Origin of the sequence: Streptomyces sp. ID05-39B, assembly GCF_033794725.1 — a bacterium.
GTDB lineage: Bacteria > Actinomycetota > Actinomycetes > Streptomycetales > Streptomycetaceae > Streptomyces > Streptomyces bobili.
This window is the reverse complement of the sequence record NZ_JARGEF010000067.1, coordinates 1-26,717: the sequence shown is the minus strand read 5'-3', so window position 1 is coordinate 26,717 and position 26,717 is coordinate 1. Positions and strand designations below refer to the sequence as shown.

Below are 26,717 nucleotides of genomic sequence, written 5' to 3'. Positions count from 1 at the left end.
CGGATTGTTGATTCCGTACAGCGGAAAACAGAAGGGTGTGGGAATGGGTCAGGGTCAGCAGGAGACGGTGTCGACGAGCCTCGCGGGTGCCGTCAGCGAGGAGATCAGCGCCTCCCTCGCCCCGGTCGACGCCGAACTCGAACGCCGCTACCCGGGCGACCCCGGCACCCGCCAGCCCGTCCACACCGTCTACGTCCCCGCGGACGCCTTCGCCGCCGGCACCCTGCGTTCCTGGGGCGACCGGGCCCTCGCCGCGCTCGACGAACACGCCCCCGACGCCGCGTCGTTCGCCGCCGTCCTCGGCCTGTCCGGCGAACTCGCCGAGCCCGTGTACACGCGCGTGCGCGCCAAGCTGGAACGCGAGCCGGTGGAGGACCTGCGCGTCGACTTCGAGGACGGCTACGGCCCCCGCCCGGACGCAGAGGAGGACGAGGCGGCCGCCCGTGCCGCCCGGCTGATCGCCGAGGCGTACGCCGACGGCACGGCCGCCCCCTACATGGGCATCCGCATGAAGTGCATGGAGGCCGCCGTCCGCGACCGGGGCATCCGCACCCTGGACATCTTCCTCACCGGCCTGATGGAGGCCGGCGGCCTGCCCGGCGGACTGGTGCTCACCCTGCCGAAGGTGACCTACCCGGAGCAGGTCACCGCGATGGTCCGGCTCCTGGAGGCCTTCGAGAAGACGCGCGGACTCACCCCCGGCCGGCTCGGCTTCGAGATCCAGATCGAGACCAGCCAGGCCATCCTCGCCGCCGACGGCACCGCCACCGTCGCCCGCATGATCCAGGCCGCCGAGGGCCGCGCCACCGGTCTGCACTACGGCACCTTCGACTACAGCGCCTGCCTCGGTGTCTCCGCCGCCCACCAGGCCAGTGACCATCCGGTCGCCGACCATGCCAAGGCCGTCATGCAGGTCGCCGCCGCCGGCACCGGCGTACGCGTCTGCGACGGCTCCACGAACGTGCTGCCGGTCGGCCCCACCGGCCAGGTCCACGACGCGTGGCGCCTGCACTACGGCCTCACCCGCCGTGCCCTCGCCCGCGCCTACTACCAGGGCTGGGACATGCACCCCGGCCACGTCCCGACCCGTTACGCGGCGGTCTTCGCCTTCTACCGCGAGGGGTTCGCGCAGGCCGCGGAGCGGCTCTCCCGGTACGCCGACCGGGCCGGCGGCGACGTGATGGACGAGCCGGCGACCGCCAAGGCCCTCGGCGGCTACCTGCTGCGCGGCTTGGACTGCGGCGCCCTCGACGCGGCCGAGGTGAACGACGCGACCGGGCTCACGCGGGCCGCTCTGGAGGGCTTCGCGGCCCCCCGCCGGGGCGGCCTGACGGCCTCCGGGCAGTAGCCGCCGGAAAGCGGGAGGGCCGGCCGGAGCGTGGGCCGCTCCGGCCGGCCGTCGGGTGTTCAGTCCCGGCTACTGCTCGGGAAAGGTGTACGGAGTGGTGATGATCTCCATCCCGTGCCCCGCGGGATCCATGAAGTACAGGCCCCGGCCGCCGTGATGGTGGTTGATCTCACCCGGCTGCTTCCCGTGCGGATCGGCGAAGTACGTGATCCCGGCTTCCCTGATCCGCGCGAAGGCCGCGTCGAACTCCTCGTCGGAGACGAGGAACGCGTAGTGCTGGATGGTGATGGACTCCGCCGGGATGGTGGCGAAGTCGAGGGTGACGCCGTTGCTGGTTCCGACCGGGATGAACGGGCCCCACTCGGCTCCGACTTCGAGTCCCAGGACGTGGGCGAGGAACTCGGCGGACTCACGGTTGTCACGGGAGTGGACGATCGTGTGGTTCAGCTCTACAGACATGTGTGGAATGCCTCCGTAAGGCAAACTCACGGGCACCTCCATGCCTCACCCAGTCGGTGACCGACACGCGATGCCGTGTGATGATCCTAACGGATGCGGAGGTGCTCCAGTCCGGAACGTGTCACCATCCCCTCCTTCGCGAACAGCTGTGTACCGCGCTCGCAGAGACGCGCGTCGGCCCTGGCGCGAACGCAGAACTCCTCCGGCGTCACGCCGAACATCCGCCTCAACTCGGTGGAAGCGGCGAGGAGTTCGCTGATCAGGGCGTGCTGTCCCGGATGGCTGCGCGGCACTTGGTCCCCGTTGTGCAGGACCCCGTGACGGTTGACGTACGCGAACACCCCGGACAGGGTCCCGCCGTCGTCCAGTTCGACGCGTACCGACGGTTCGGGCAGCCGGACCCGGTCGAAGTTCGGCTCGGTCGCGTCGACGACGGCGAGCTGCTCGGAGTCCAGCCAGATGACGAACAACTCCCGTGTGACACCGGGTGCGTGGACGGGGGACGCGGACACGTAGCCCAGGATGCTCACATGCGCCGACACCCCCACGTCGATGCCCGTGACCCGGGCCCGGACCATGGGGACCGGCGAGGTGAGACCGAACTCGGCCATCTTGTGCCGCAGTTGACCGGGGCAGGCGTTGGAGCCGACGGCCAGCAGGGGTGTCCGGTCCGGGAACGTCAGGCGGTCCAGCGGCAACAGCCGGTCCCCGTCGAGCAGTCCGGACTCCGCCGGCCGGACGCCGGGGTACATCAGCGGGTGGTCGCGCGGGGCGTCGGCCAGCCCCAGCGCCTCCAGCGTGCGGTCCTCCGCGGACTCCTCCACGCCGGACTCAGTCCGCCGGGGGCAGCTCGCCCGAGCCGCGCGTGATGAGCCGGGTGGGCAGTTCGATGCGCTCGGGCGCGATCTGCGTGCCGTCCAGCTGCCGGAACAGCCGGTCCGCGGCGGTACGGCCGATGGCGGCGGCGTCCTGCGCGACCACCGTGACGCCCGGCTGGAGGAGGTCGGCCAGCTCCAGGTCGTCGAAGGCCACGAGGGCGACACCGCGGCTCTGCTCGGCGAGCACCCGGATCACGGTGACCGTCACCCGGTTGTTGCCGGAGAAGACGGCGGTGACCGGCGACGGCCCGGACAGCATCTGCTCGGCGGCCCGGCGGACCCGCCAGGGATCGGTGGCGCCCAGGGACGTCCAGGCGTCCTCGACGGCTGTCCCCGCGTCCTCCATCGCCGCCCGGTAGCCCCGCAGCCGCTCGGCCGCGGTGTGGATGCGCGGCATGTCCCCGATGAAGCCGATCCTGCGGTGCCCGTGCGCCACGAGGTGGGCGACGCCCTCCCGGGCCCCGCCGAAGTTGTCCGACAGCACACAGTCGGCGTCGATCCGCCCGGCCGGCCGGTCCACGAACACCGTCGCCACGCCCGCCTTGATCTCCGGTTCCAGATAGCGGTGGTCGTCACCGGCCGGGATGACGACGAGGCCGTCCACCCGGCGCGCGCACAACGCCAGTGCCAGCTCCTGTTCCCGGTCGGGGTCCTCGGCGCTGGAGCCGTTGATGAGCAGCGCGCCGTGCGCCCGCGCCACCTCCTCCACGGCCCGGCTGAGGGGGCCGTAGAACGGGTCGGCGAGGTCTTCGAGGACCAGGCCGACGGTGGCGGTGCGGCCCTTGCGCAGGACGCGCGCGCTGTCGTTGCGGCGGAAGCCGAGCGCGTCGATGGCCTCCTGGACGCGCCGCTCCGTCTCCGGCGTGACCCCCGGCTCGCCGTTCACCACGCGGGAGACGGTCTTCAGTCCGACCCCGGCGCGTGCCGCCACGTCCTTCATGGTGGGACGATTGCCGTAGCGGTTCGCGGAGATGCCGACTGCGCGGCGGGGCGTCTCGGGCACGGTGCGGGTCCTGTCCTGTGGTCCATGGTGACGCCGGCGGTGCTCGCGTCCATGGAGGCGGGTGAGGATGTGCCGTCGAGCATAGGGCCTGGACAACGTTGTCAGATGCGGGAGAGACTGTCGACCGCAATCCCGGCCCACGTCCCCACCGCTGGACCGGCCAGCCCTTTTCTCGATGGTTGACGGGGAGAACCGAGACTGATGCACACCGACCTCGTGGCCGCACTGGACATCGGCGGCACCAAGATCGCCGGCGCGCTGGTGGACGGCGACGGCGCGATCCTGGTCCGCGCCCAGCGGCCCACGCCCGCCCAGCAGGACGGCGACACCGTGATGCGGGCCGTCGAGGAGGTGCTCGGGGACCTGACGGCCTCGCCGCTGTGGGGACGTGCCCGCGCCCTCGGCATCGGCAGCGCCGGCCCGGTGGACGCCTCCGCCGGCACGGTGAGCCCCGTCAACGTGCCCGGCTGGCGGAACTATCCGCTGGTCGAGCGAGTACGGGCGGCCACCGGGAGCCTCCCCGTCGAGCTGATCGGCGACGGTGTGGCGATCACCGCCGCCGAGCACTGGCAGGGCGCCGCCCGCGGCCATGACAACGCGCTGTGCATGGTGGTGTCCACCGGGGTAGGTGGCGGTCTGGTCCTCGGCGGCCGGCTGCACCCGGGCCCGACCGGCAACGCCGGGCACATCGGCCACATCAGCGTCGATCTCGACGGCGACCCGTGCCCGTGCGGGGCGCGCGGGTGCGTGGAACGCATCGCCAGTGGGCCGAACATCGCCCGGCGCGCCCTGGAGAACGGCTGGCTGCCCGGCCCGGACGGCGACACTTCCGCCGCCGCCGTGGCCGCCGCGGCCCGTGCGGGTCACTCCGTCGCCGTGGCCTCCTTCGAGCGGGCCGCGCAGGCACTGGCCGCCGGTATCGCCGCCACCGCGACCCTCGTCGAGATCGACATCGCGGTGATCGGCGGCGGTGTCGGCAAGGCGGGCGACGTCCTGTTCACGCCCCTGCGGCGGTCCCTCGCCGACTACGCCACCCTGTCCTTCGTGCGGAACCTGGCCGTGGTGCCCGCGCAGATGAGCACCGACGCCGGCCTGGTGGGGGCGGCCGCCGCGGCGCTGGCGAGCGGGCCGGAGATGACGGCGGCCGGGGTCTGAGCGGAGCCCCGGACGGCCGGACTGGAAAAACGTTCCCTCACCGGGGCGTCCCGCCAGCTCCGCGGCGTGTCGCGGTCGGTGCGTGACCTCACGCGGGCTGCGCAGTTGATCAGGGCATGAAGAAGCGCAGCATGCTCGCCATCGCCTCCCTCGCCACCGGGTTCGTCGTCGCGGCGATCACCCCCTCGCACGGCCTCGGCGGTGAGGACCTCGACGGACTGAACGTGGGGGACACCCTCAGCACCCTCGACCACACGATCGCCAGCGAGAGCCTCGCGGTCGACGAGAACGCCCTGGGCCAGAACGACTGACGGATTCCGTCCGACCGACGGCTTGCGCACCCGGCCGCGGCGCCGGTCCCCACCTCCCGGGGGCCGGCGCCGCGGCGTTCACGCGCCCTCAACGGGAGGCGGTTTCCGTGGCAGGGTGGATCGGGCAAGCCACAGGGGCCGGCAGCAGAGGGGGAAACGTGACCGTCGTCTGGATCAACGGCGCGTTCGGTGCGGGAAAGACGACCACCGCACGGGAACTGATCGACCTGATCCCGAACAGCACGCTCTTCGACCCCGAAGTCGTCGGGGCGGCGCTCCCGCAGCTGCTGCCGCCCAAACGACTCGCCGAGGTCGGCGACTTCCAGGACCTGCCGATCTGGCGCCGGCTCGTGATCGACACCGCGGCGGCGCTCCTCGGGGAGCTGGGCGGCACCCTGGTCGTCCCCATGACCCTGCTGCGCCAGGAGTACCGCGACGAGATCTTCGGTGGCCTCGCCGCCCGCCGGATCGCCGTCCGGCATGTGCTGCTGGCCCCGGCGGAAACGATCCTGCGCGAGCGAATAGCCGAGCGGGAACTCCCGCCCGACCTCCCCGACGCCGAGATAAGGGTGCGGCAGTGGTCGTACGACCACATCGAGCCGTACCGCGCCGCCCTCGCCGGCTGGCTCACCGCGGACGCCCACCCGGTCGACTCCAGCGACCTCACCCCGTACCAGACCGCCGTCCGCATCGCCGAGGCCGTCGGCAGTGGGTCGGTGGGCGCCTGCGACATCGTGCAGACCCCCGAGCCGACCGCCGAGACACTGGCCGCCGGGGTGCTGCTCTTCGACGAGCGGGACCGCGTCCTGCTCGTCGACCCGACCTACAAGCCCGGCTGGGAGTTCCCCGGCGGGGTCGTGGAGCGGGGCGAGGCGCCCGCGCGCGCGGGCATGCGCGAGGTCGAGGAGGAGACCGGCGTCCGGCTGGACGACGTACCCCGGCTGCTCGTCGTCGACTGGGAGCGGCCGATGCCTCCCGGATACGGCGGGCTGCGCCTGCTCTTCGACGGTGGCCGGCTCGACTCCGCGGCGGTCGAGGGCCTGCTCCTGCCCGGCCCCGAACTGCGCGGCTGGCGCTTCGTCACCGAGGAGGAGGCCGCCGACCTGCTGCCCCCGGTCCGCTACGAGCGACTGCGCTGGGCGCTGCGGGCGCGTGAGCGGGGCGCCGCGCTCTACCTGGAGGCCGGGGTTCCCCTCGGCTGAAGCGGTCGGACGCGGGGACCGGGGCATGATCCCCGTCCTCAGGGCGTGGGTCGATGGCTGTCAGCCGCTGCGCGCAGCGCGGCGGACGCCCGCCGGGTCAGCGGGTCACCGTGGCCGAAGCAGGCCACGTCCGCGTCGAGCGCGGCGAGCCGGTGGAGCGCGGTGACGGTCAGGTGCCGGTCCGGGTTGAAGGCCCGGCATCACCGACCCGGGCCCCGCGCGCCGGGCGAGGCCCCTCTGTCGAGAGCAGCGCGCGCGGCTCAGCTCGCCGCGTACGTGCGCAGGAACAGGGCCTCCGCCACCGAGAGCCGCTCCAGTTCCTCCGGGGAGACGCTCTCGTTGACCGCGTGGATCTGGGCCTCCGGCTCGCTCAGACCGATCAGGAGGATCTCCGCGCGCGGGTAGAGCGCCGCGAGGGCGTTGCACAGCGGGATGGAGCCGCCCTGGCCGGCGTACTGCATCTCCTGGCCGGGGTAGGCCACCGCCATCGCCTCGGCCATCGCCGCGTACGCCGGGCTCGTGGTGTCGGCGCTGAACGGCTGGCCCTGACCGATCTGCTCGGTCTGCACCCGCGCCCCCCACGGCGTGTGCGCCTCCAGGTGCGCTTCGAGCAGCTTCGTCGCCTCGGCGGCGTCCGCGCCCGGCGGCACCCGCAGGCTGATCAGCGCACGGGCACTCGACTGCACCGACGGAGTCGCGCCGACGACCGGCGGGCAGTCGATGCCGAGGACGGTGACCGCTGGACGGGCCCAGATCCGGTCGGCGACCGTGCCGGAACCGATCAGTGCGACGCCGTCGAGGACCTTGGCGTCCTTGCGGAACTGCTCCTCCTCGTACTGGAGCCCCTCCCACGCCGGGGCGTCGGTCAGGCCGTCCACCGTGGTCGAGCCGTCCTGCGCGCGCAGCGAGTCCAGTACGCGGATCAGCGCGCCCAGCGCGTCGGGGGCGGCGCCGCCGAACTGGCCGGAGTGCAGATTGCCCGCCAGGGTGTCGATCCGCACCCGCATCATGGTCATGCCGCGCAGTGTGGAGGTGACGGTGGGCAGACCGACCCGGAAGTTGCCCGCGTCGCCGATCACGATGGTGTCGGCGGCGAGCAGTTCCGGGTGCTCCTCGGCGTACCGCTCCAGGCCGCCGGTGCCCTGCTCCTCCGAGCCCTCCACGATCACCTTCACATGGACCGGCACCCCGCCGTTCGCCTTGAGGGCGCGCAGGGCCAGCAGGTGCATGATGAAGCCGCCCTTGCAGTCGGCGGTGCCCCGCCCGAACCAGCGGCCGTCGCGCTCGGTCAGCTCGAAGGGCGGCGTGACCCAGCCGGCCTCGTCCAGCGGCGGCTGTACGTCGTAGTGCGCGTACAGCAGAACCGTTTTCGCGCCCTCGGGCCCCGGCAGGAAGCCGTACACCGACTGCGTGCCGTCCGGGGTGTCGAGGAGGGCCACGTCCTCGAAGCCCTCGGTGCGCAGGACGGCGACTATCCAGTTCGCCGCGGCCTCGCTCTCGGTGCGCGGGAACTGGTCGAAGTCCGCCACCGACCTGAACGCCACCAGTTCGGTGAGCTCCGCCTTCGCCCTGGGCATCAGTGAGGCGACGGTCTCGGCGACCGGATTCGACGACATGGGCACGCTCCTTGTGGGTGCGACGTTGTACTGATGGGTGTTGCCGATCCTCCCACAGCCGACCGTGGCGATCTCGGTCGTAGGATGCGGGGGACAGGTGCGGCAGGCGGCTTGATCGGGAGCAGTAGACCATCGTGAGCAGCGAGAACTCTTCGGCGGACGACGTGCAGCAGGTGTGGGACGTCGTCGTGGTGGGCGCGGGACCCGCGGGGGCTTCGGCCGCCTATGCGGCGGCGGTCGCGGGGCGGCGCGTCCTGTTGCTGGAGAAGGCGGAGCTGCCCCGCTACAAAACGTGCGGCGGCGGCATCATCGGTCCCTCCCGTGACGCCCTCCCACCGGGCTTCGAGCTGCCCTTCCAGGACCGGGTACACGCGGTGACGTTCTCCAACAACGGACGTTTCACCCGCACCCGCCGCTCCCGGCAGATGCTGTTCGGGCTGATCAACCGGCCCGAGTTCGACCAGCAGCTCGTCGAGCACGCCCAGAAGGCCGGCGCCGAACTGCGCACCGGCGCCACGGTCACGCGGGTCGAGCAGCACGGCTCGGCCGTGCCCGACCGGCGCACGGTCGCGGTCGTCCTCCAGGGCGGCGAGGCCGTGCTGGCGCGGGCGGTCATCGGCGCCGACGGCAGCGCGAGCCGCATAGGGGCGCACGTCGGCGTGAAGCTCGACCAGGTCGATCTCGGCCTGGAGGCGGAGATCCCGGTGCCCGAGACGGTCGCCGAGGACTGGAAGGGCCGGGTCCTCATCGACTGGGGGCCGATGCCCGGCAGCTACGGCTGGGTGTTTCCCAAGGGGGACACGCTGACGGTCGGGGTGATCTCCGCGCGCGGCGAGGGCGCCGCCACCAAGCGGTACCTGGAGGACTTCATCGGCCGGCTGGGCCTCGCCGGCTTCGAACCGAGCATCTCCTCCGGCCACCTGACCCGCTGCCGCGCCGACGACTCGCCGCTCTCGCGCGGGCGGGTGCTGGTGTGCGGGGACGCGGCGGGCCTGTTGGAGCCGTGGACCCGCGAGGGGATCTCCTTCGCGCTGCGCTCCGGCCGGCTCGCCGGCGAGTGGGCGGTCCGCGTCGCGGAGGCGCACGACGCGGTGGACGCCCGTCGGCAGGCCCTCAACTACGCCTTCGCGATCAAGGCGGGCCTCGGCGTGGAGATGAGCGTGGGCAAGCGGATGCTGGCCCTCTTCGAGCGGCGTCCGGGCCTGTTCCACGCGGCTCTCACCGGTGTGCGCCCGGCCTGGCGGGCGTTCGCGGACATCACCCGCGGCCGGACCACCCTCGGCGAGCTCGTGCGCTCGCACCCGCTCGCCCAGCGTGCCCTCAACGCGGTGGACCGGCGGCAGGCGGCCGCGGCCGCGAGCACGGATGCGGGTACGGGCGCGGGCACGGTTGCCGGAGCGGACAAGGACGGGGCCGAGGAGGCCGGTTCCTGAGGCGCCGCCCGGCTCGGCCGACTCCGCTTGGCCCGGCCGACTCCGCCCGGTCGGCTCGGCTCCGCCCGTTCGTGGCCGACGGGGGCCGGTTCCCGGCGTGTCCGGCCCCGGGCGGGTCCGGCCCCCGAGTGAGCGGGTCGGACGAGGCGGTCACCGGCTCCGGGTGACGGTGATCCGGAACACCGGGTGGTCCGGGGCGATGCGGCGCAGGTCCGCGTCCGGGGAGTCGGGGCCGACGCCGTTGAAGAAGACGCCGACCTCCGCCTTCCAGCGCTTGAGGTAGGCGCGCAGCAGCGGCACCTTCTCGTCGTCGCCGACCTCGGCGGCGGTGAACTCGTCGACCTTTCTGCCGAGGCGCAGTTCGCCGCCGCCCACCGCACGCATGTTGTGCGTCCACTGAACGTGGCCGCGCGGCGCCACGAGGTACTGCCGGCCGTCGACCGTCAGCAGGTTCACCGGCGTGGTCCGCCACTGACCGCTCTTGCGGCCGCGCACCGCCAGGACCCTGGAGCCCCACACACTCAGCCCGCGGCGGGTCAGCCAGGCCACGGCCCGGTTGAACACGTTGACGGTGAACCAGCCGGGCTTCTTGACGTGGGCGGCGGACATGGATGCCTCCTGGACGGTAAGTGTGAGCACTGCTCTCGCTCTGGAAGAAGTCTGCACGGACTGACGCTTCAAAGCAAGAGCGGTGCTCTCGTTTTGGTTCGCCGCTCTCGACTGTGTGCACTGCTCCTGTCTCGTGGAACACTGGGTCCATGAGCAGCACCACGCAAGGGGCCCGCGCCCGCGCCCGGATCGAAATCACCGCCGCCATCAAGGAGGAGGCCCGTCGGCAGCTCGCCGCCGAGGGGGCCGCCAAGCTGTCCCTGCGGGGTGTCGCCCGCCAACTGGGCATGGTCTCCTCCGCGTTGTACCGCTACTTCCCGAGCCGCGACGACCTGCTCACCGCGCTCATCATCGACGCCTACGACTCCCTCGGCGAGAGCGCGGAGGCCGCGCACTCCACGGTCGCGGACGCCGAGCCGGTCCGGCGCTGGGTCGCGGTCTGCGAGGCCGTACGCGGCTGGGCACTGGCGCATCCGCACGAGTACGCCCTGATCTACGGCACGCCGGTGCCCGGCTACAGCGCGCCCCGGACGACCGTCCCCGCCGCCTCCCGCGTCGGGCTCCTGCTGATCGGCATCGCACGGGACGCGGGCCGCGCGGACCCGCCGGCCGCGCCGCCCCTCCCGGCCGAACTGCGCGCCGAGGCCGAGCGGCTGACGGCCGACGTCGCCCCCGACCTCTCCCCGGAGACCGCCACGGCACTGGTCGCGGCCTGGGCCCAGCTGTACGGGCTGGTCGGCTTCGAGCTGTTCGGCCAGTTCAACCGCGTGGTCGAGGACCGCGAGGCGTTCTTCCGTCATGCGGCGACGGGCCTGGCCAGGGGAGTGGGGCTCGTGTAGAGGAAACGGGGTCGTCCGGGGTGGGGCACCGCCGCCCCGCAGGTCCGGTCGTACTTCACGGGGAGTACGCGTGATCACCTCGTCCGGCTGACGTCCGTCCTGGCCGGAGGCGTCTAGCGTGGCTGGCATGGACGAGCAGCGGGTGCGCGAGCGTGGCGGGCCGGTGCGGTGGTGGCGGCACGGGCCGCCGTGGCCGGGACACCGCGAGGGCGAGGAACCGGGCAGCCGCCGGCCCTGGCGGTCCACCGTCCTGCTCACGGCGTTCGTGCTCATCGGCTCGAACTTCGCCGCCCACGAGCAGCAGGTCGAACGCGCCGCGCTCGACCCCTTCGCGCGCGTGCTGCTGACCGTCGCCGCCGGCCTGCTGCTGTGGCGCCACCGGCATCCGGTGCCCGTCGTGTTCGGCACGGCCGCCGCCACCGCGGTCTACCTGGGCGCCGGCTACCCGTACGGGCCGGTCCTCCTGACCGTCGCGGTGGCCTGCTTCGCCGCCGTGGTCGCGGGGCACCGCCGGGCCGCCTGGACGGCCCTGGGTGTGCTGTGGGCCGTACATCTGCTGGTCGCGCACTGGCTGTACCGGTGGCTGCCGCCGTCCGGGGACCGGCCCGCCTCCTTCGCCCAGGAGATCGTCGTCGCCACCTGGGTCGTGGTCATCGTCGCCGTCTCGGAGCTGGCCAGGACCCGGCGCGAGCAGTGGGCCCGGGAGCGGGCCGAGCGCGCGCAGGCCGCGCGGCGGCGCGCCGACGAGGAGCGGCTGCGGATCGCCCGCGAGCTGCACGACGTCCTCGCCCACAGCCTCTCCGTCATCAACGTGCAGGCGGGGGTGGGCCTCGCGCTCCTCGACTCCGATCGGGAACAGGCGCGCACCGCGCTCACCACGATCAAGTCCGCCAGCAAGGAGGCCCTCGGTGATGTGCGCCAGGTGCTCGACACCCTGCGCACCCCCGGCGACGCCCCGCGCGCTCCCGCACCAGGCCTGGACCGGCTGCCCGAACTGGTGGAGCAGGCGGCGCGGGCCGGGCTGACCGTCGACGTCACGGGGAATCCGCCCCCGCTGGCGCCCGGCACCGACCTCGCCGCGTTCCGCATCGTCCAGGAGGCTTTGACCAATGTCGTACGGCACTCGGGTTCCCGTCACGCGCGCGTGCACCTCGATCACGCGGGCGGGGCGTTGCGGCTGAGGATCGACGACGACGGGCCGGCGGTCGGCACGGACGCGGGAGGCAGCGGCAACGGCCTGGCCGGAATGCGGGAGCGGGCGGCGGCGCTGGGTGGCACGATCGAGGCGGGCCCGAGGGGCGACGGCGGGTTCCGCGTGCTCGCCGTTCTGCCGACGGCCTCCGGGCCGCAGCGGTGAGCCGCCCGCTGCCGTCCCCCACCGACACGGAGGAGGTCCCGGTGATCCGCGCACTGCTGGCCGACGACCAGTCACTGGTCCGCGCCGGGTTCCGGGCGCTGCTCGACGCCCAGCCGGACATCGAGGTGGCCGCGGAGGCCGCCGACGGCGAGGAGGCGGTGCGACTCGTGCGCGAACTGCGGCCGGACGTCGTCCTCATGGACATCCGGATGCCGCGCCTCGACGGGCTGGCCGCGACCCGCCGGATCACCGGCGACCCCGCCCTCGACCACGTGAAGGTGGTCATGCTCACCACCTTCGAGCTCGACGAGTACGTCTTCGAGGCGATCCGCTCCGGCGCCTCGGGCTTCCTGGTCAAGGACACCGAACCGGAGGAACTCCTGCGCGCGGTACGGGCGGTGGTGGCCGGGGACGCCCTGCTGTCGCCCGGGGTCACGCGACGGCTCATCGCGGAGTTCGCCGCCCGTTCCAGGGAGCCCGCGGCCGACTCCCGGCTGGCCCGGCTCACCGAGCGGGAACGGGAGGTGATGGCGCTCGTCGGGATGGGTCTGACCAACGAGGACATCGCCCGCCGTCTGGTGGTCAGCCCCCTCACCGCGAAGACCCACGTCAGCCGCACCATGGTGAAACTGGGCGCCCGCGACCGGGCCCAACTGGTGGTCCTGGCCTACGAGTCGGGGCTGGTGCGGCCCGGCTGGCTGGGCTGACCAGCGGGGCGTGCGGTCTCGCCGTCGGTGCCGTGGGCCGTGGCACGGGTGTGGCCGGTCCTCGTGACCGGGGGGCCGGCCGGGCGTCGCACGGGGAACCGGAAGAGCACGCTCGCCACCCGGACCAGGAACACCACGGGCATGACGATGAGGCCCACCCGCAGGAGCACCCTCTCGACGGTGCCCGGGAGTTCGAACAGCAGCGCCGGTCCGGCGACCGCTCCGAACAGCACCGCCGCGGCGAAGGCCGCGCTGAGCAGCGCGTACCCGATCTCGACGGTGATCGCGTCCCGTTCCGCCTGGGTGCGGCGTCCCTCTTGGCCGGTCATGCGCAGAAGTCTCGCAAAAGGGTGCCCGGCGGGCAACGGCCCGCCGGGCACCCTCGGGAGGCGTCCCCCTAGTCGCGGACCGGAACCCGTTCCGCGCTCGCCTCCTCCACAGTGGACCTGGCGACCAGGACCGAGCCGCGGGTGCGGCGGGTGCGCAGGCCGGGAAGGGTGATCAGGAGGCCGAGGGCGGCGACGCCCGTCACCACCATCAGACCGGGGCGGTAACTGTCCAGTACGGCCTGCGGGGTGGGGTCGGCCGGGGCACCCGCGGTCACCACCGCCGTGACCACGGCCAGGAAGATCGCGCCGCCGACCTGGACGGAGGTGTTGAGCAGACCCGAGACCATGCCCTGCTCGTGGTCGGCCACGCCGTTCGTGGCCTGGATGTTGAGCGAGGGGAAGACCAGCGCACAGGCCGCGCCGATCAGCAGCATGCTCGGCAGGATGACCGCCGCGTACACCGGGTCGAGGTCGACGCGCAGGAACAGCGCGTAGCCGACGACCATGAAGGCGAAGCCCGTCACGATCAGCCGCGGGGTGCCGAACCGGTCCACGACCGAGCCGACCTTCGTCGAGGACAGCGCCACCAGCGCGCCCGCCGGCAGGAACGCGAGCGCGGTGTGCAGCGCCGACCAGCCCAGCAGGTTTTGCATGTACATCGTGGCCAGGAACTGGAAGCCCACGTAGGAGCCGAAGAACGCCATCGCCCCGAGCTGGGCGCGGATCTGGCTGCCCGAGCGCAGCACGCCGAGCCGGATCAGGGGGCCGGGTGAGCGTCGTTCGACCAGGACGAACACGGTCAGCAGGGCGGCGACGGCCAGGAAGGACAGCAGCGTGCGGGCCGATGTCCAGCCGGCCTCGGGTGCCTGGACGACGGTGAAGACCAGCAGCAGCATGGATGCGGTGCCAAGGACGGCGCCGGGGATGTCGTACCCGCTGTGGCCCTGTTCGCGCTCGCTGCGCGGCAGCAGCTTCAGGCCCACCACCAGGGCGACCAGGGCTATCGGCGCGGGCAGCAGCATGGTGAGGCGCCAACTGGCCTCGGTGAGGAGGCCGGAGAGGACGAGACCCATCGAGAAGCCGGTCGCGGCGCAGGTGGTGTAGATGGAGAGCGCGCGGTTGCGCAGCGGGCCTTCCGGGAACGTCGTGGTGATGATCGACAGGCCCGCCGGGGCGGTGAAGGCCGCGCTCAGGCCCTTGATGAACCGGCTGGCGATCAGCAGCGGACCCGAGTCGACGAGGCCGCCGAGCAGCGAGGCGAGCGCGAAGACACCGAGGGCGACGAGGAAGACCTGGCGTCGGCCGAGCAGGTCGGCCGTGCGTCCGCCGAGGAGCAACAGGCCCCCGTAGCCGAGGATGTAACCGCTGACGATCCATTGCAGGGTCGAGGTGGTGAGGCCGAGGTCGGAAGCGATGGACGGCAGGGCGACGCCGACCATCGACACGTCCAGGGCGTCGAGGAACATCGCGGCGCAGAGCACCAGCAGCGTGCCCCACAGCCGGGGAGTCCAGCGAACCGCCGGGGACGGGATCGCGGGGGAGGGGAGCGGAGAGGTCATGCCGGAGACACTACATGCGTACGCATTCAATGCAACGACATTTAATTCCGATGCAATAAATTGGTTTCTCTGCTACGGTGCCGCCATGGCGGCGGACAAGGTCGAACAAGCGGTCGAACGGGCGCTCGTGGAACAGTGGCGGGAGATGCTCGCCCTGCACGCCCGCACCCAGTGCGAACTCGACCGCGCACTGCACGGACACGGCCTGTGCGCCAGTGACTTCCAGGTGCTCGACGTCCTCTCCGAAACCGCGCCGGCCGGCGCCTGCGACTTCCGCGTCCAGGAGATCGCCGAGCGGGTCCACCTGAGCCAGAGCGCACTGTCACGGCTGATCGCCCGCCTGGAGAAGGACGGTCTGGTCGGGCGCGCGATGTGTTCGCAGGACCGCCGGGGAGTCCGCGTGGCGCTCACCGAAAGGGGACGCGCGCTGCACGGCGAGGTGCTCCCCGTGCAACGCTCGGTGCTCTCACGCATGCTGACGGACTCGGACTGACCGCGCGTCAGCGTCGGCTTCAGTTCACGGCGGACTTCTCCTGCCACAGTCGCGCCAGCGAGGCGTCCCCGCTGACGGCCGGATACGGCAACCGGTTCCACAGCGACAGATAGAGCGGCGCCGAGGGGCCGGACACCTCACAGTCCGCGTCCCCCTCGCCACCGCGCACCGTCACCGGAGGCCCCGCGGACAGACGTACGGTCCACACCGCGTCGTCCGCGTCCGTCGCCCGCACCCGCAGCACGCGGGGCTTCTCGGTGCGCACCTTGCTCTTCGCGCGGGCGTGGAAGCCGCACAGCAACTCGTCGATGCCGTCAGCCGCGAAGTCGCGGGGAAGCGCGGCGGCGATCTCCTCGGGCGCCACCCCGCGCGCCGACTCCGCGTCCACGCGGTGGACGGCCGTCTCGTGCGCCTGCCGCCTCGCCCAGAACGCCAACGGCGAGGGGGCGGGCAGGAAGTGCCAGCACTCCACGTCCGCGGGTGCGGAGGCGAGCACGTCGACCAGCCGCCGGTGGCCCGTACGGAACCAGTCCAGCAGCTCGCCGCCGTCGAGATCCGGGAGGCCGTCCCCGGAGTGCGGCACGGTACGCCCCTCGGCGACGAACGACGTCGCCCACCGGTGCACCATGCCCGTGTGCCGCAGCAGATCCCGGACCCGCCAGTCCGGGCAGGTCGGGACCTCGGTCCCGGGCCCCGCCTCGCCCGCCGCGGTGGCGAGGGAGCGGCCCTGATGATCGAGGATGCGGATGAACTCGACGGTTTCCATGCGGGTGAGTGTGCCCGACGGAGTGCGGTCGAGGGGAAGGGTCGGGCCGGTTTCACGCCGGTCGCAACTCCAGCCTTCCGTGGGACAGCCGGCCGGCCTTCTCCAGCGAGCCGTCCGGCCGGTCGTCACGCGTGTCGCGGTACACCTCGACCCGGGCCGTCGCGCATTCATCGAGCCGGCGCATCACCGCGCACAGAGGCCTGCGGCATGCAGTCATCGGCTGACGCGTGCACACGTGCTTCGCCGCTCGCGGCAGCGGTGTGACTGGGGCACGTGCGTCGGTGCGTGCGGCGCGGCTCCGGCTGCGTCTGTCGGGGTGCGGCTGTGAGACGGAGCGATGCGGGACTGCCGTCGGCGGGTGTGCGGGGTCCTTCGATCTGACTTGTCCGATTCGTTTGCGGCGCGCACGCTGGGTCTGTGAGGAAGCTCACCTCGTGAACAGGGCAAGAATGGCCACTTACGATCAAGGAAGCGGTCCCTGCGGGTGGTCAGCCGATGCCGCGACAGCCACCGTCGGTCTGGACGGCACCGTCACAGGATGGAGCGAGGGCGCCCGGCGGTTGCTGGGTCACCGCGCCCCGGAGGTCGTAGGGCGCGCCGCGGCCGATCTGCTGCTCGACCGGGAGGCCCCCGAGCTGGCCGGGCTGTCCTTCGTCGGCTCCCGGGAATGGAGCGGTGCGGCGGCACTGCGGCACCGGGACGGGCATCGCGTGGAAGTGGCCCTGCACGCCCATCCGTCGCTGGGCGGGGACGGCACGTCCCAGGGGTTCGTCGTGACCGTCACCACCGGTCCCGCCGAGTCGGCGCACGATCGGAGCTTGGTGGAGCAGGCGTTCGCGCAGGCCTCGATCCCGCTCTCCGCCCACAACACGGCGTCGGGGCTGTGGCATGTGAACGCGGCAGCGGAAGGCTGCGATCAGGCCGCCGAGGCCGGAGGGGACCATCCTCCCGGAGCCGGAGCCGGAGCCGGAGCCGGAGCCGGAGCCGGAGCCGGAGCCGGAGCCGGAGCCGGGACCGATCGGCACGAGGCCGTCCCCGCCCTCGCCCCCGCTCCCGCCTCCGCCTCCGCCGACGAAGGCTTTCTCCGCTGCGTCCGTCGTGTCGCCGAAGAGGCTGCCCCGATGCGTTATGAGGGCTTCGCCCCGGAGCCGGCGTCCTGCGCCCTCACCACCGGTTCCGGGCCCGCCCGCACCTCCGCCCGTCAGCGCGCCTGGGTCGTAGAGCTGTGGCCGGTCCGGGATGGCGACACCGGCGAGGTCGTCGGCGTGGGCACCGCCGCATTCGACAGCAGCGACCAGCACTCGGCCCGTCAGCGGCTGGCTCTGCTGCAAGAAGCGGGCACTTCGATCGGCACCACCCTGGACGTGATCCGCACCGCCAAGGAGCTCGCCGATCTCGCCGTCCCGCGGCTCGCCGACTTCGTCAGCGTGGACCTGCTCGACTCCGTGTCGCGTGGAGAGGAGCCGGTACCCGGACCACTCGACGCGACCGTGCTGCTCCGCAGGGTCGCACACCAGTCCGCCACCGAAGGCGAGAGTGTGCCCGAGGCGGCCATCGACCTCGGCGGGGTCGACGCCTACCCGCCGTTCTCGCCCCCCGCCCGCTGTCTGACCAGCGGGCAACCGGTGCTCAGCGGCTCGGACGATCCCGACTTCGCCCGCTGGATCGCCGGTCACGAAATGCGCACCGCCCGCGTGCAGGAGTACGGATTCCACTCCGTCATGGCCACCGCGCTGCGCGCCCGGGGCATCACCCTCGGGGTCGCCGTCTTCGCCCGGACCGAAGGCTCCCCGCCCTTCGAACAGGACGACCTGCTCCTCGCCGAGGAACTCGCCGGCCGGGCGGCCGTCGGCGTGGACAACGCGCGCCGCTACACACGCGAACGTACCAACGCCCTCACGCTCCAGCGCAGTCTGCTGCCCAGCGACCTTCCCAGACAGGCGGCCGTCGAGGTGGCGTACCGCTATCTGCCGGCCGGAACGGGGGCAGGGGTCGGCGGAGACTGGTTCGACGTCGTACCCCTGTCCGGAACGCGCGTCGCCCTGGTCGTCGGCGACGTGGTCGGGCATGGCATCCATGCCTCCGCGGCCATGGGGCGCCTGCGCACAGCGGTGCGCACCCTCGCCGACGTGGACCTGCCCCCGGACGAACTCCTCACCCACCTGGACGACCTGGTCATCCATCTCACGTCGCACGACGACACCGCGGACAGCCGTAGCCGGGACGACATCGGCGAGATCGGCGCGACCTGCCTGTACGCCGTCTACGACCCGGTCTCCCGCATCTGCACCCTCGCCAGCGCCGGCCACGTCCCGCCCGTCGTACTGCTCCCCGACGGCACGGCCAGCGTGGTCCGCCTCAGCCCCGGTCCGCTGCTCGGGGTCGGCGGGCTGCCGTTCGAGTCCACCGAGCTGGAGCTGCCCGAGGGCAGTCTGCTGGCCTTCTGCACCGACGGCCTGGTCGAGACGCGTGACCGCGACATCGGCCTGGGGCTCGACCGGCTCTGCGAGGCCCTGACCGGCCCGGTCTCCTCGCTGGAGGCCACCTGTGACGCCGTACTCAAGGCCCTGCTGCCCGACAGCCCCGCCGACGACGTGGCCCTCCTTCTCGCCCGCACCCGGGCCCTGCACGCAGACCAGGTCGCCGCCTGGTACCTGCCGTCCGACCCCGCGATCGTGGCCGACGCGCGCGCCCAGGCCGCCCGCCAGCTCGCGGCCTGGGGGCTCGAGGACGCCGCGTTCGTCACCGAGCTGGTGGTGAGCGAGCTGGTCACCAACGCCATCCGCTACGGCGCCGTACCGATCGACCTGAGGCTGATCCGGGACCGGACTCTCATCTGCGAGGTGTCCGACGCCAGCAACACGGCCCCGCACCTGCGCCGGGCCCGCACCTACGACGAGGGCGGACGCGGGCTGCACATGGTCGCCCAGCTCACCCAGGGCTGGGGCACCCGCCAGACCGCCGTGGGCAAGACGATCTGGGCCGAACAAGCCCTCCCGGCCGGCTGACCATGGCAGAGCGCACCAGACGCGAGGGCTCCGGCGGCGGGACGCGCACACTCGGGCTCCTCTACCCGCCGGCCGGCCGGGGCCGCGAGTACACCACCATGCAACTCGCCTTCGTCGGCGGAGTCGCCGAAGCCGCCACCACGCACGGCTACGACCTGCTGCTCTCGCCCGGCGACACACACGACGACCCCTCGTTCCTGCGCATGGTCGGCGACCGTCGGGTGGACGGCGTGATCGTCATGGAGATCCGCCGCGAGGACGACCGTGTCGAGCGGCTGGCCGAGGAGGGCTTCCCCTTCGTCGCCATCGGCCGCAACCACAGGACCGACGCGGCCGGCTGGGTCGACCTGGACTTCGCCGCACTGGCCGGCGGCTGTGTCCAGCACCTGGCCGACCTGGGCCACACCAGAATCGCCTTCGTCAACCGCTCGGAGCAGCTCTTCAGCAGCGGATACGGGTTCGCCCGGCTCGGTGACGACGGTTACACCGAGGCGATGAAGAGGCTGCTGCTCACCCCGCGCGCCTACCTCTGCGGCGACGACCTCACCTCGGGGGAGGAGGTCGTGGAAAGGATCCTGCGGGACGACCCGGCGACCACGTCTCTGGTCACCCAGAACGAGGCGGCCCTGGAGGGCGTCTACCGAGGGCTCACCCGGAACGGCCGCAGCGTGCCGCGCGACTTCTCGGTCGTCGGGGTGTCGGCCGGGCCCTGGGCCGAACAGGTGAATCCTCCGCTCACCGCCGCGGAGATCCCCGCCAAGGAGATGAGCCGGGCCGCCGTCGACCTGATGATGCAGAGGCTGCGCAAACCCGACTCCCCGCCCCGGCACGTCCTGCTGAAACCCCTGATCACCCTCAGGGCGAGTACCGGCCGCTGCCGACCGGTGCCTGGTTCGGAACCCGAGCCGGAATTCCCCGATTTCGACGTTGATTTCTGATACGTCGGTTACTGCACCCTCATCACGACCCCTGGGAGCAGCACATGTCGTACCCCATCGACCGCCGTGGCTTCCTCCGTGCCTCCGGCGCGGCAGCAACCGCTGCCACCCTCGGTCTCGGCGGCGCCCTGACCTCCTGCGGTTCCTCCGACGCGGGCACGGCCACCCTCACCTGGTGGGACTACTTCACCCTGGACAACTTCCAGCCCGGAATGACGCGTCTCATCAGGGACATCGAGGCCGGAGTGCCGGACGTGAAGATCGAGCGGCGGTCCTTCCCGTTCGCGGAGCTCGAACGGCAGATCACCCTGGGCGCGATCTCCGGCGACCTCCCGGACATCGCCATCGTCGACAACGTCGCCATGAACACCCTGGGCGGCAGCGACCTGCTGGCAGACCTCACCGACAGAGCCGAGAGATGGGGCCAGGCCGACCAGTACTACGAAGGCCCCTGGCGTGGCTGCCAGGTCGGTGGCAAGACGCTCGGCATCCCCAACAACAGCAACTGCCTCGCCCTCTACTGCAACACCGGCATGCTCAAGTCCGCAGGAGTGGAACCCCCCACCACCTGGGACGAGCTGGCCTCCGCCGCCCAGCGGCTGACCAGCGGGGACCGTTACGGCCTCGCACTGAGCGCGATCAGGACGGAGGAGGGCGTCTTCCAGTTCCTGCCGTTCCTGTGGCAGGCAGGCGGTGACCTGGACACCTTCGGTACCTACGGCGCCACGGCGTTGTCCTTCCTCGACGACCTGATCGCCAAGGGTTCCCTGTCCGAACAGTGCGTGGGCTGGACCCAGCAGGACGTCAACACACGGTTCCTCAACCAGCGCGCCGCGATGCAGATCAACGGTCCCTGGCAGATCCCCACGTTGCAGCAGGCGGACTTCGAGTGGAACGTCGTGGCGCTGCCCCGCGACAAGGAAGCCGCCACCTGTCTGGGCGGCGAGAACTGGGTGCTGATGGCGAACAGCGAGCACGTGGACAAGGCGTGGGAGGTCCTGGAGTACACGCAGCGCCCGCCGGTGCTGGTCCCCTACCTGGTGGCGTTCGGAGAACTCCCCGCCCGCAAGGACCTGGCCGACGAGGGCGCCTGGGCGTCCGACCCGGCTCTGCGGCTCTTCCTCAGCCAACTGCCCCTCGCCCGCCCGCGTCAGTACGGCGCGCACTACGCCGAGGCCTCGCAGGCCGTCGCGGAGGCGGAACAGGCCGTGCTCACCGGGTCCGCATCCCCGTCCGCGGCGGCGAAGACCGCAGCCGTCAAGATCGACAAAGCGCTGGGCAACCGGTGACGAAAAGCCGTTCGCCGGGTGCACGCCGCCGACGCGAGGGCTATGCGTTCTGCCTTCCAGGAATGGCCTTCCTCGCCTTCTTCCTGGCCTACCCGCTCCTCTACAACGTGTGGACGTCCGTCCACGACGTCGATCTCGGCCAACTGCTGGGTGGCACCGAGCGGTTCAACGGCCTGGAGAACTACCGGGCCGTGGTCGACGACCCTGCCTTCTGGCACTCCGTGCGGCTCTCGCTGATCTTCACTCTGGGCTCGCTGCTGCTCCAGTTCGTCATCGGCTTCGCCCTGGCCCTGTTCTTCGCCCGCCCGTTCCCGTTCAACGGCCTGCTGCGGTCGCTCCTGCTCGTCGCCTGGCTGCTTCCGCCGGTCGTCACCGGCACCCTCTTCCGCTGGCTGCTGGACGCGGAGTCCGGCGCCTACAACGCCCTGCTCAGGGGGGTTGGCCTGGGCGGACTGTCCCACGACTGGCTCACCGACCCGTCCACCTCACTGGCGGGGGTGATCTTCGCCAACGTCTGGGTCGGTGTGCCCTTCGACATGCTGCTGCTCCTGGTCGGACTGCACACCATCGACCCCCAGCTGCACGAGGCCGCCGCCATCGACGGCGCGAACGCCTGGCAGCGCTTGCGCCACATCACCCTCCCGCTGATGCGGCCGGTCTCGGTGACCGTCCTCCTTCTCGGCCTCGTCTACACGTTCAAGGTCTTCGACATGATCTTCGTGATGACGGGCGGCGGTCCCGTCGACTCCACCCGTGTGCTCTCCCTCTACGTCTACGAGGTCTTCTTCACGTTCTTCCGCTTCGGCCAGGGCACCGCCGCCGGCCTGCTGCTGCTCGTCGTACCCCTGCTCGCGGGCGTGTTCTACGTACGACGGTTGCGGCGCGAGGAAGCGGCGCCCGTGGGAGGTGCCGTATGACTTCGGCAGGGGGCGCTCCGTGAAACCGCCACGCCACCCCTGGCTGCTCACCGCGATCGCCACCGTGATCACGGCGGCCTTCCTGCTGCCGGTGTACTGGATGGTGAAGACCAGTCTCACCCTGCCGGACAGGATTCTGGCCCCGACGCCGCGATGGGTGCCCACTCCGGTCACCGGCGAGAACTACTCGACGGCGCTGGACTACGGGGGGCTGACCAGGGCCCTGCTCAACAGCCTGGTCATCTCCGGCGGAGTGGTGGCGCTCACGCTGCTGCTGGGCGTCCCGCTCGCCTACGCGCTGGCCCGGGTCCGGATGCGTGGCTCGGGCACGATGGTGCTCGCCCTCCTCGTCGCCCAGCTCCCGCCCGCGATCGTGCTGGCGGCACCGCTGTTCATCCTCGAACGCAGGGCGGGGCTCGCCGACACCTACCTGGGTCTGATCGCGGCCGATACGACGCTCACGCTCCCCTTCACGGTGATCGTGCTGCGTCCGGTCATGCGCAGCGTCTCGCCGGAGCTGGAGGAGGCGGCCCTGGTCGACGGCTGCGGACTGCCGGGCGTGCTGCTGCGCGTCGTCCTTCCGCTCATCGTGCCCGGAGTGGTCGCGACGGCAGGGCTGTCCTTCCTGATCGGCTGGGGCGAGTTCCTGTTCGGCCTCACGCTCGCCCAAGGGCCGGACGTCCAGCCCGTCACGGTCCTGCTCAACTCCTTCGTCGGCCGGCACGGCACGTCGTGGGGTGCCCTGATGGCCACCGCAACCCTCATCAGTATCCCGGTGGTCTGCGTGTTCGCCGTCTTCCAGCGCTTCATCGTCGGCGGGCTCACCGTGGGCAGCGTGAGGGGCTGAACGATCGGCCCGCTGCCGGGCGGCCTGCTGCTCGACTCGGTCGGCGCGCGGACCGCCGCGCGCCGCCGAACCGTGGCCCGTACTGGCCGGTGCGGTGCGGCGCGGCAGTTCGGCCGTTGACCGGCCCACCCTGCCGACCGCTTCACCGGCCCGCGCGGAAACGGTTTCAGAACATGTGCTGGCCCGGGACGAGGATCCCCTGCGGGTCGTACGTCTGCCTGGCCGCCTTCAGTGCCGGCCAGGCCGGGCCGAAGTGGGTCCGCCAGTCCGCTCGGGTGAAGGGAATGCTGCCGACGGGGTACTGGGTGCCGCCGGCCGCGGCGGCGGCCTCGTAGGCGGAACGGTTGGCGGCCAGGCGGCCGTCGACGGCAGCGGTGTCGCCGGGCGGTGTCGCGCCCAGGATGTCGAAGAGGTACGACACCGGCTCGTCCGAGGTGCGCAGCAGCGGGGTGGTGAGGCGCTCGCGCAGCAGGGGGTAGAAAAGGATGACGCCGGGGCCCAGGTCGGCCGGGGTGAGCGCGTCCAGGAGCGGTGCGCTCACGCCGGCGGCGGACGTGCCGGGGAGCATGAGGTTCAGCCACGGGTGCGCGTACGTCCAGAAACCGGCCTCCTTCAGCATGGCGACGAGGGGGGCCAGCCGGTCGAGGAAGTCGAAGTAGGACCGGTCCTCGTACCGCACGCCGGAGGGCGTGTGGCGCAGGCCGCGCAGCAGCGTCGCGTCGTCCGGGGCGCGGCCGGCCGGCGGGCCGTAGGCAACGGCCTCCAGCGTGTAGACGCGGAAGGCGCCGGCGGCGTCCGCGGTGACCTGGCCCTCGACGTAGTCGAAGCGGCCGTCCCGGACGAGGAGGCGCTGGTCGTCGAGGAAGGTCGCCAGGTCGTCGTAGGTCAGGTGGTAATGGCGTACGGTCGCGGGCGCGGGGACCAGGCGCAGGGTGGCCTCGACGATGATCCCGCACTGGCCGAGGCCGGCCAGGACGGCGTGGAAGAGGTCGGCGCGACGGGTCGGGGAGCAGCGGACCAGCTCGCCCGCCCCGGTGACGACCCGCAGTTCGGTGACGTTGTCGACCTGGGCGCCGTGCCGGTGGGTCTGGCCACCGAGGCCGCCCACGGACAGGGTGCCGCCGACGGAGAGTTCGATGTAGTCGGTGAAGACGGGCGGGGTGAGGCCGTGGGCGAGGGTGGCTTTGGCCACCTCGCTCCACCGGGCTCCCGCGCCGACGGTGACGGTGGTGCTGTCCGGTCCGACGGGACCGATGGCCGCGAGGGGCGTGGTCTCGATGACCAGGCCGCCCGGCACCTGGGCCTGGCCGAACGGGGCGTGCCCCTGGCCGCGCGGCGCGACCGGCACGCAAGTCTGGTTGCAGAACCGGACCATGGCGACGACGTCGCGGACCGAGCCCGGCTTCAGGACGGCCGCGGGGCGGTGGTGCACGATGTGTCCGTAGTCGTCCGAGGCGGCGCTGAGCGTTGCGTCGTCCCTGACGAGCGTGCCGTCCAGGCGCGGGATGCCGGCCAGTCGCGCGCCGGTCTCCGCGGCGTCCGTGGCCCAGGCACGTGCGGCCGGGTCGAAGCCGATCACGGCCGCTCCGGTGACCGTGAGTCCGCGCAGAACGGTACGTCTTGACGGTGTGCGGGGCATGCGCACTTCCACCTCTCCATCTTCACGGAACCTTCAAAATCGTCAGATCTTGAAATCTCCGACAGGGTAGGGCAGTTCGGACCGTCAGGTACGGTGTTTCGCCGGTGATCGGGTGCGTTCCCCCGCACCCCGTCCGGGTGTTCCTCCGCGCCCCTCGGACGCGGTCGTACCGGGCGGACCGGAGGTCACACCGCGAGCACCCGGATCCCGGCCTCCTCGAACCGCCGTACCGTCCGTGCGTCGGCCGCCGAGTCCGTGACCAGCGTGTCCACCGCTTCGGCCGCGCAGATCCGGGCGAACGCGCGGCGGCCCAGCTTGCCGGAGTCGGCCGCCACGACCACCCGTACGGCGCGCTCGCACAGCAGCCGGTTGACCGCCGCCTCGGCCTCGTCATGGGCGGCGGCGCCGTGCGTCGCGTCGAAGGCGACGACGCCCAGCACCGCCACGTCCAGCGTGATCTGTCCCAGTACGCCGTCCGCGAGCGGCCCCACCAGCTCGTAGGACTGCGCCCGCGCCACCCCACCGGTGACCACGATCTTGAACTGGGGCCGTACCGCCAGCTCGGCGGCGATGTTCAGCGCGTTGGTGACCACGGTCAACGCCGGGGAACCGGCGGTCAGATCACCGCGCACGGCGAGGGCGCGGGCCACCTCCGTGGTCGTCGTGCCGCCGGTCAGCCCCACCGCCTCGCCGGGCGCCACCAGTTCCGCGACCGCCCGCGCGATGCGCTGCTTCTCCGAGGCCCGGCGCGCGGTCTTGTACCGCAACGGCAGTTCGTACGACACCCCGTGCACGACCGCGCCACCTCGCGTACGCACCAGCAGTTGTTGCTCGGCGAGCTGATCGAGGTCCCGGCGGATCGTGGCCGCCGACACCCCCAGCTCCGCCGCCGTCTCCTCGACGTCCAGCCGGCCGCGCTCCACGAGCAGGTCCAGCAGTGTCTTCCACCGGGTGTCGCGGGACATGGAGACTCCGTTCATATGCTTGAAGTTGTTCGAAAGGTGGCTCTATCTTGCAGGAAACATCACCGTCGGGAGGGTGGGACATGACCCACGTCGAGGACGAGCTGACCGGCCAGCCCGAGTGCTGGACCCGCGCAGCAAGCGAAGTCGCCCGCTTCCGCAGTGAGTTGCCGAGCGCGGGTGAACGCGTCGCGTTCGTCGGATGCGGCACCTCCTTGTTCATGGCCCGGTCCGCCGCCGCCCTGCGCGAAGGCGTGGGTCAAGGGGAGTCCGACGCCCACGCCGCCTCCGAGTTCCCGTACCACCGGGGCTACGACCGGGTCGTCGCCCTCACCCGCTCCGGCACCACCACCGAGGTCGTCGACCTCCTCACCCGCCTGCGTGGACGCACCCGCACGACCGTGATCACCGCGGACCCCGGGACGCCCGTCATGACCGTGGCCGACCACGCCGTGGTCCTCGGCCACGCGGACGAACGCTCGGTCGTGCAGACCCGGTTCGCCACGACCGCGCTCACCCTGCTCCGCGCCCACCTCGGCCGGCACAGCGACGCCGTCGTCACCGACGCCCGCACCGCCCTCGCCGAACCGCTGCCCGAAGGGCTGGTGGAATGCGGCCAGTTCACGTTCCTGGGCCGCGGCTGGACGGCCGGGCTGGCCGACGAGGCTGCCCTGAAGATGCGTGAGGCGGCCCTCGCCTGGAGCGAGGCGTACCCCGCGATGGAGTACCGCCACGGCCCGATCAGTGTGTCCACCGAAGGCACGGCGACCTGGATGTTCGGCGAGGCTCCGGACGGTCTGGCCGAACAGGTCCGCGCCACCGGCGCGTTGTGGGTCCAGGGCACCCTCGACCCCCTCGCCGAACTCGTGCGTGCCCAACGCCTCGCCGTGGAGCTGGCCCAGGCCCGCGGCCTCGACCCGGACCGGCCGCGCCACCTCACCCGGTCGGTGATCCTCGCGCCCTGAACCGCACCTGTTGCCCTGACGCCACCGGGCCCGGCCACACCTTCGCCCGATGCTCCCCGAACCCCTTGCCCCGCCCCCGGACGAGGAG

At 72.2% G+C, this 26,717-nt stretch carries 26 protein-coding genes; 15 read left to right on the top strand and 11 right to left on the bottom strand.

Annotated elements, in window-relative coordinates; all coding sequences use genetic code 11:
* The first annotated feature begins 43 nt into the window (after window positions 1-43).
* Window positions 44-1,348 (top strand): aldolase/citrate lyase family protein, encoded by a 1,305-nt coding sequence (locus tag P1P75_RS17080; protein ID WP_319256117.1) that lies wholly within the window; start codon window positions 44-46, stop codon window positions 1,346-1,348.
* A 69-nt stretch (window positions 1,349-1,417) separates the two neighbouring features.
* Here P1P75_RS17080 and P1P75_RS17075 read toward each other — a convergent pair whose 3' ends face one another.
* From P1P75_RS17075 to P1P75_RS17065, 3 genes are all read right to left on the bottom strand, one after another.
* Entirely contained in the window at window positions 1,418-1,807 is a 390-nt protein-coding gene (locus P1P75_RS17075; RefSeq protein WP_319256115.1) for a VOC family protein, read from the bottom strand.
* An 86-nt stretch (window positions 1,808-1,893) separates the two neighbouring features.
* A complete protein-coding gene (locus tag P1P75_RS17070) occupies window positions 1,894-2,631 on the bottom strand; it encodes a hypothetical protein (RefSeq protein ID WP_319256113.1) in 738 nt (245 codons plus the stop codon).
* A gap of 7 nt (window positions 2,632-2,638) precedes the next feature.
* The gene (locus P1P75_RS17065; protein WP_319256111.1) at window positions 2,639-3,688 is read right to left on the bottom strand and encodes a LacI family DNA-binding transcriptional regulator; all 1,050 of its coding nucleotides are present in this window, start codon (window positions 3,686-3,688) and stop codon (window positions 2,639-2,641) included.
* 201 nt (window positions 3,689-3,889) lie between these two features.
* Between P1P75_RS17065 and P1P75_RS17060 the strand changes: the two genes are divergently transcribed.
* From P1P75_RS17060 to P1P75_RS17050, 3 genes are all read left to right on the top strand, one after another.
* A complete protein-coding gene (locus P1P75_RS17060) occupies window positions 3,890-4,843 on the top strand; it encodes an ROK family protein (RefSeq protein WP_319256109.1) in 954 nt (317 codons plus the stop codon).
* A 116-nt stretch (window positions 4,844-4,959) separates the two neighbouring features.
* Window positions 4,960-5,154, top strand: coding sequence for a hypothetical protein (locus P1P75_RS17055; protein WP_150469662.1), 195 nt, complete (start codon window positions 4,960-4,962; stop codon window positions 5,152-5,154).
* A 158-nt stretch (window positions 5,155-5,312) separates the two neighbouring features.
* Complete coding sequence (locus P1P75_RS17050; RefSeq protein WP_319256106.1) at window positions 5,313-6,356, top strand: NUDIX domain-containing protein; 1,044 nt, start codon at window positions 5,313-5,315, stop codon at window positions 6,354-6,356.
* A gap of 260 nt (window positions 6,357-6,616) precedes the next feature.
* On the opposite strand, the gene P1P75_RS17045 is transcribed toward P1P75_RS17050, so the two are convergent.
* Window positions 6,617-7,972 (bottom strand): dipeptidase, encoded by a 1,356-nt coding sequence (locus P1P75_RS17045; protein ID WP_319256104.1) that lies wholly within the window; start codon window positions 7,970-7,972, stop codon window positions 6,617-6,619.
* Between the two features lie 134 nt (window positions 7,973-8,106).
* Between P1P75_RS17045 and P1P75_RS17040 the strand changes: the two genes are divergently transcribed.
* Window positions 8,107-9,405, top strand: coding sequence for a geranylgeranyl reductase family protein (locus P1P75_RS17040; protein WP_319256102.1), 1,299 nt, complete (start codon window positions 8,107-8,109; stop codon window positions 9,403-9,405).
* A 150-nt stretch (window positions 9,406-9,555) separates the two neighbouring features.
* Here the strand turns inward: P1P75_RS17040 and P1P75_RS17035 are convergent, their stop codons facing one another.
* Entirely contained in the window at window positions 9,556-10,014 is a 459-nt protein-coding gene (locus tag P1P75_RS17035; protein WP_319256100.1) for a nitroreductase family deazaflavin-dependent oxidoreductase, read from the bottom strand.
* 149 nt (window positions 10,015-10,163) lie between these two features.
* On the opposite strand from P1P75_RS17035, the gene P1P75_RS17030 reads away from it, so the two are divergent.
* The 3 genes from P1P75_RS17030 to P1P75_RS17020 all read left to right on the top strand — a co-directional run bounded on the left by P1P75_RS17030 (window position 10,164) and on the right by P1P75_RS17020 (window position 12,917).
* Window positions 10,164-10,853, top strand: coding sequence for a TetR/AcrR family transcriptional regulator (locus P1P75_RS17030; RefSeq protein ID WP_319256098.1), 690 nt, complete (start codon window positions 10,164-10,166; stop codon window positions 10,851-10,853).
* 127 nt (window positions 10,854-10,980) lie between these two features.
* On the top strand, window positions 10,981-12,210 hold the full coding sequence (locus P1P75_RS17025) for a sensor histidine kinase (RefSeq protein WP_319256096.1): 1,230 nt from the start codon (window positions 10,981-10,983) through the stop codon (window positions 12,208-12,210).
* A gap of 41 nt (window positions 12,211-12,251) precedes the next feature.
* A complete protein-coding gene (locus P1P75_RS17020) occupies window positions 12,252-12,917 on the top strand; it encodes a response regulator transcription factor (protein WP_319256095.1) in 666 nt (221 codons plus the stop codon).
* Here the strand turns inward: P1P75_RS17020 and P1P75_RS17015 are convergent.
* Window positions 12,878-13,246 carry a DUF6332 family protein gene (locus P1P75_RS17015; protein WP_319256093.1) on the bottom strand — a complete coding sequence of 123 codons (369 nt, stop codon included), beginning with the start codon at window positions 13,244-13,246 and terminating at the stop codon, window positions 12,878-12,880. The genes P1P75_RS17020 and P1P75_RS17015 overlap by 40 nt on opposite strands.
* Before the next feature lie 68 nt (window positions 13,247-13,314).
* Window positions 13,315-14,805 (bottom strand): MFS transporter, encoded by a 1,491-nt coding sequence (locus tag P1P75_RS17010; RefSeq protein WP_319256091.1) that lies wholly within the window; start codon window positions 14,803-14,805, stop codon window positions 13,315-13,317.
* 85 nt (window positions 14,806-14,890) lie between these two features.
* On the opposite strand from P1P75_RS17010, the gene P1P75_RS17005 reads away from it, so the two are divergent.
* Entirely contained in the window at window positions 14,891-15,298 is a 408-nt protein-coding gene (locus tag P1P75_RS17005) for a MarR family transcriptional regulator (RefSeq protein WP_319256089.1), read from the top strand.
* 19 nt (window positions 15,299-15,317) lie between these two features.
* Here the strand turns inward: P1P75_RS17005 and P1P75_RS17000 are convergent, their stop codons facing one another.
* Both P1P75_RS17000 and P1P75_RS16995 read right to left on the bottom strand, forming a co-directional pair.
* Window positions 15,318-16,064, bottom strand: a complete 747-nt coding sequence (locus P1P75_RS17000; protein WP_319256087.1) for a maleylpyruvate isomerase family mycothiol-dependent enzyme — start codon at window positions 16,062-16,064, stop codon at window positions 15,318-15,320.
* A gap of 52 nt (window positions 16,065-16,116) precedes the next feature.
* Window positions 16,117-16,281, bottom strand: a complete 165-nt coding sequence (locus P1P75_RS16995; RefSeq protein ID WP_319256085.1) for a hypothetical protein — start codon at window positions 16,279-16,281, stop codon at window positions 16,117-16,119.
* A gap of 232 nt (window positions 16,282-16,513) precedes the next feature.
* Here P1P75_RS16995 and P1P75_RS16990 point away from each other — a divergent pair, with 232 nt between their 5' ends.
* The 5 genes from P1P75_RS16990 (at window position 16,514) to P1P75_RS16970 (ending at window position 23,063) form a co-directional block, all read left to right on the top strand.
* Window positions 16,514-19,072, top strand: a complete 2,559-nt coding sequence (locus tag P1P75_RS16990; protein WP_319256083.1) for a SpoIIE family protein phosphatase — start codon at window positions 16,514-16,516, stop codon at window positions 19,070-19,072.
* Between the two features lie 2 nt (window positions 19,073-19,074).
* Window positions 19,075-20,010: a substrate-binding domain-containing protein gene (locus P1P75_RS16985; protein ID WP_319256081.1), complete on the top strand. Its 936-nt coding sequence runs from the start codon at window positions 19,075-19,077 to the stop codon at window positions 20,008-20,010.
* Window positions 20,011-20,054: 44 nt separating this feature from the next.
* Entirely contained in the window at window positions 20,055-21,299 is a 1,245-nt protein-coding gene (locus P1P75_RS16980) for a sugar ABC transporter substrate-binding protein (protein WP_319256079.1), read from the top strand.
* Between the two features lie 62 nt (window positions 21,300-21,361).
* Window positions 21,362-22,216, top strand: coding sequence for a sugar ABC transporter permease (locus P1P75_RS16975; protein ID WP_319256077.1), 855 nt, complete (start codon window positions 21,362-21,364; stop codon window positions 22,214-22,216).
* 19 nt (window positions 22,217-22,235) lie between these two features.
* A complete protein-coding gene (locus P1P75_RS16970) occupies window positions 22,236-23,063 on the top strand; it encodes a carbohydrate ABC transporter permease (RefSeq protein WP_319256075.1) in 828 nt (275 codons plus the stop codon).
* 166 nt (window positions 23,064-23,229) lie between these two features.
* Here the strand turns inward: P1P75_RS16970 and P1P75_RS16965 are convergent, their stop codons facing one another.
* Together P1P75_RS16965 and P1P75_RS16960 are read right to left on the bottom strand one after the other, a co-directional pair.
* A complete protein-coding gene (locus P1P75_RS16965) occupies window positions 23,230-24,702 on the bottom strand; it encodes an FAD-binding protein (protein ID WP_319256073.1) in 1,473 nt (490 codons plus the stop codon).
* A 185-nt stretch (window positions 24,703-24,887) separates the two neighbouring features.
* Window positions 24,888-25,667 (bottom strand): DeoR/GlpR family DNA-binding transcription regulator, encoded by a 780-nt coding sequence (locus P1P75_RS16960; protein WP_319256071.1) that lies wholly within the window; start codon window positions 25,665-25,667, stop codon window positions 24,888-24,890.
* An 80-nt stretch (window positions 25,668-25,747) separates the two neighbouring features.
* Between P1P75_RS16960 and P1P75_RS16955 the strand changes: the two genes are divergently transcribed.
* Entirely contained in the window at window positions 25,748-26,629 is an 882-nt protein-coding gene (locus tag P1P75_RS16955; protein ID WP_319256068.1) for an SIS domain-containing protein, read from the top strand.
* The last annotated feature ends 88 nt before the right edge of the window (window positions 26,630-26,717 follow it).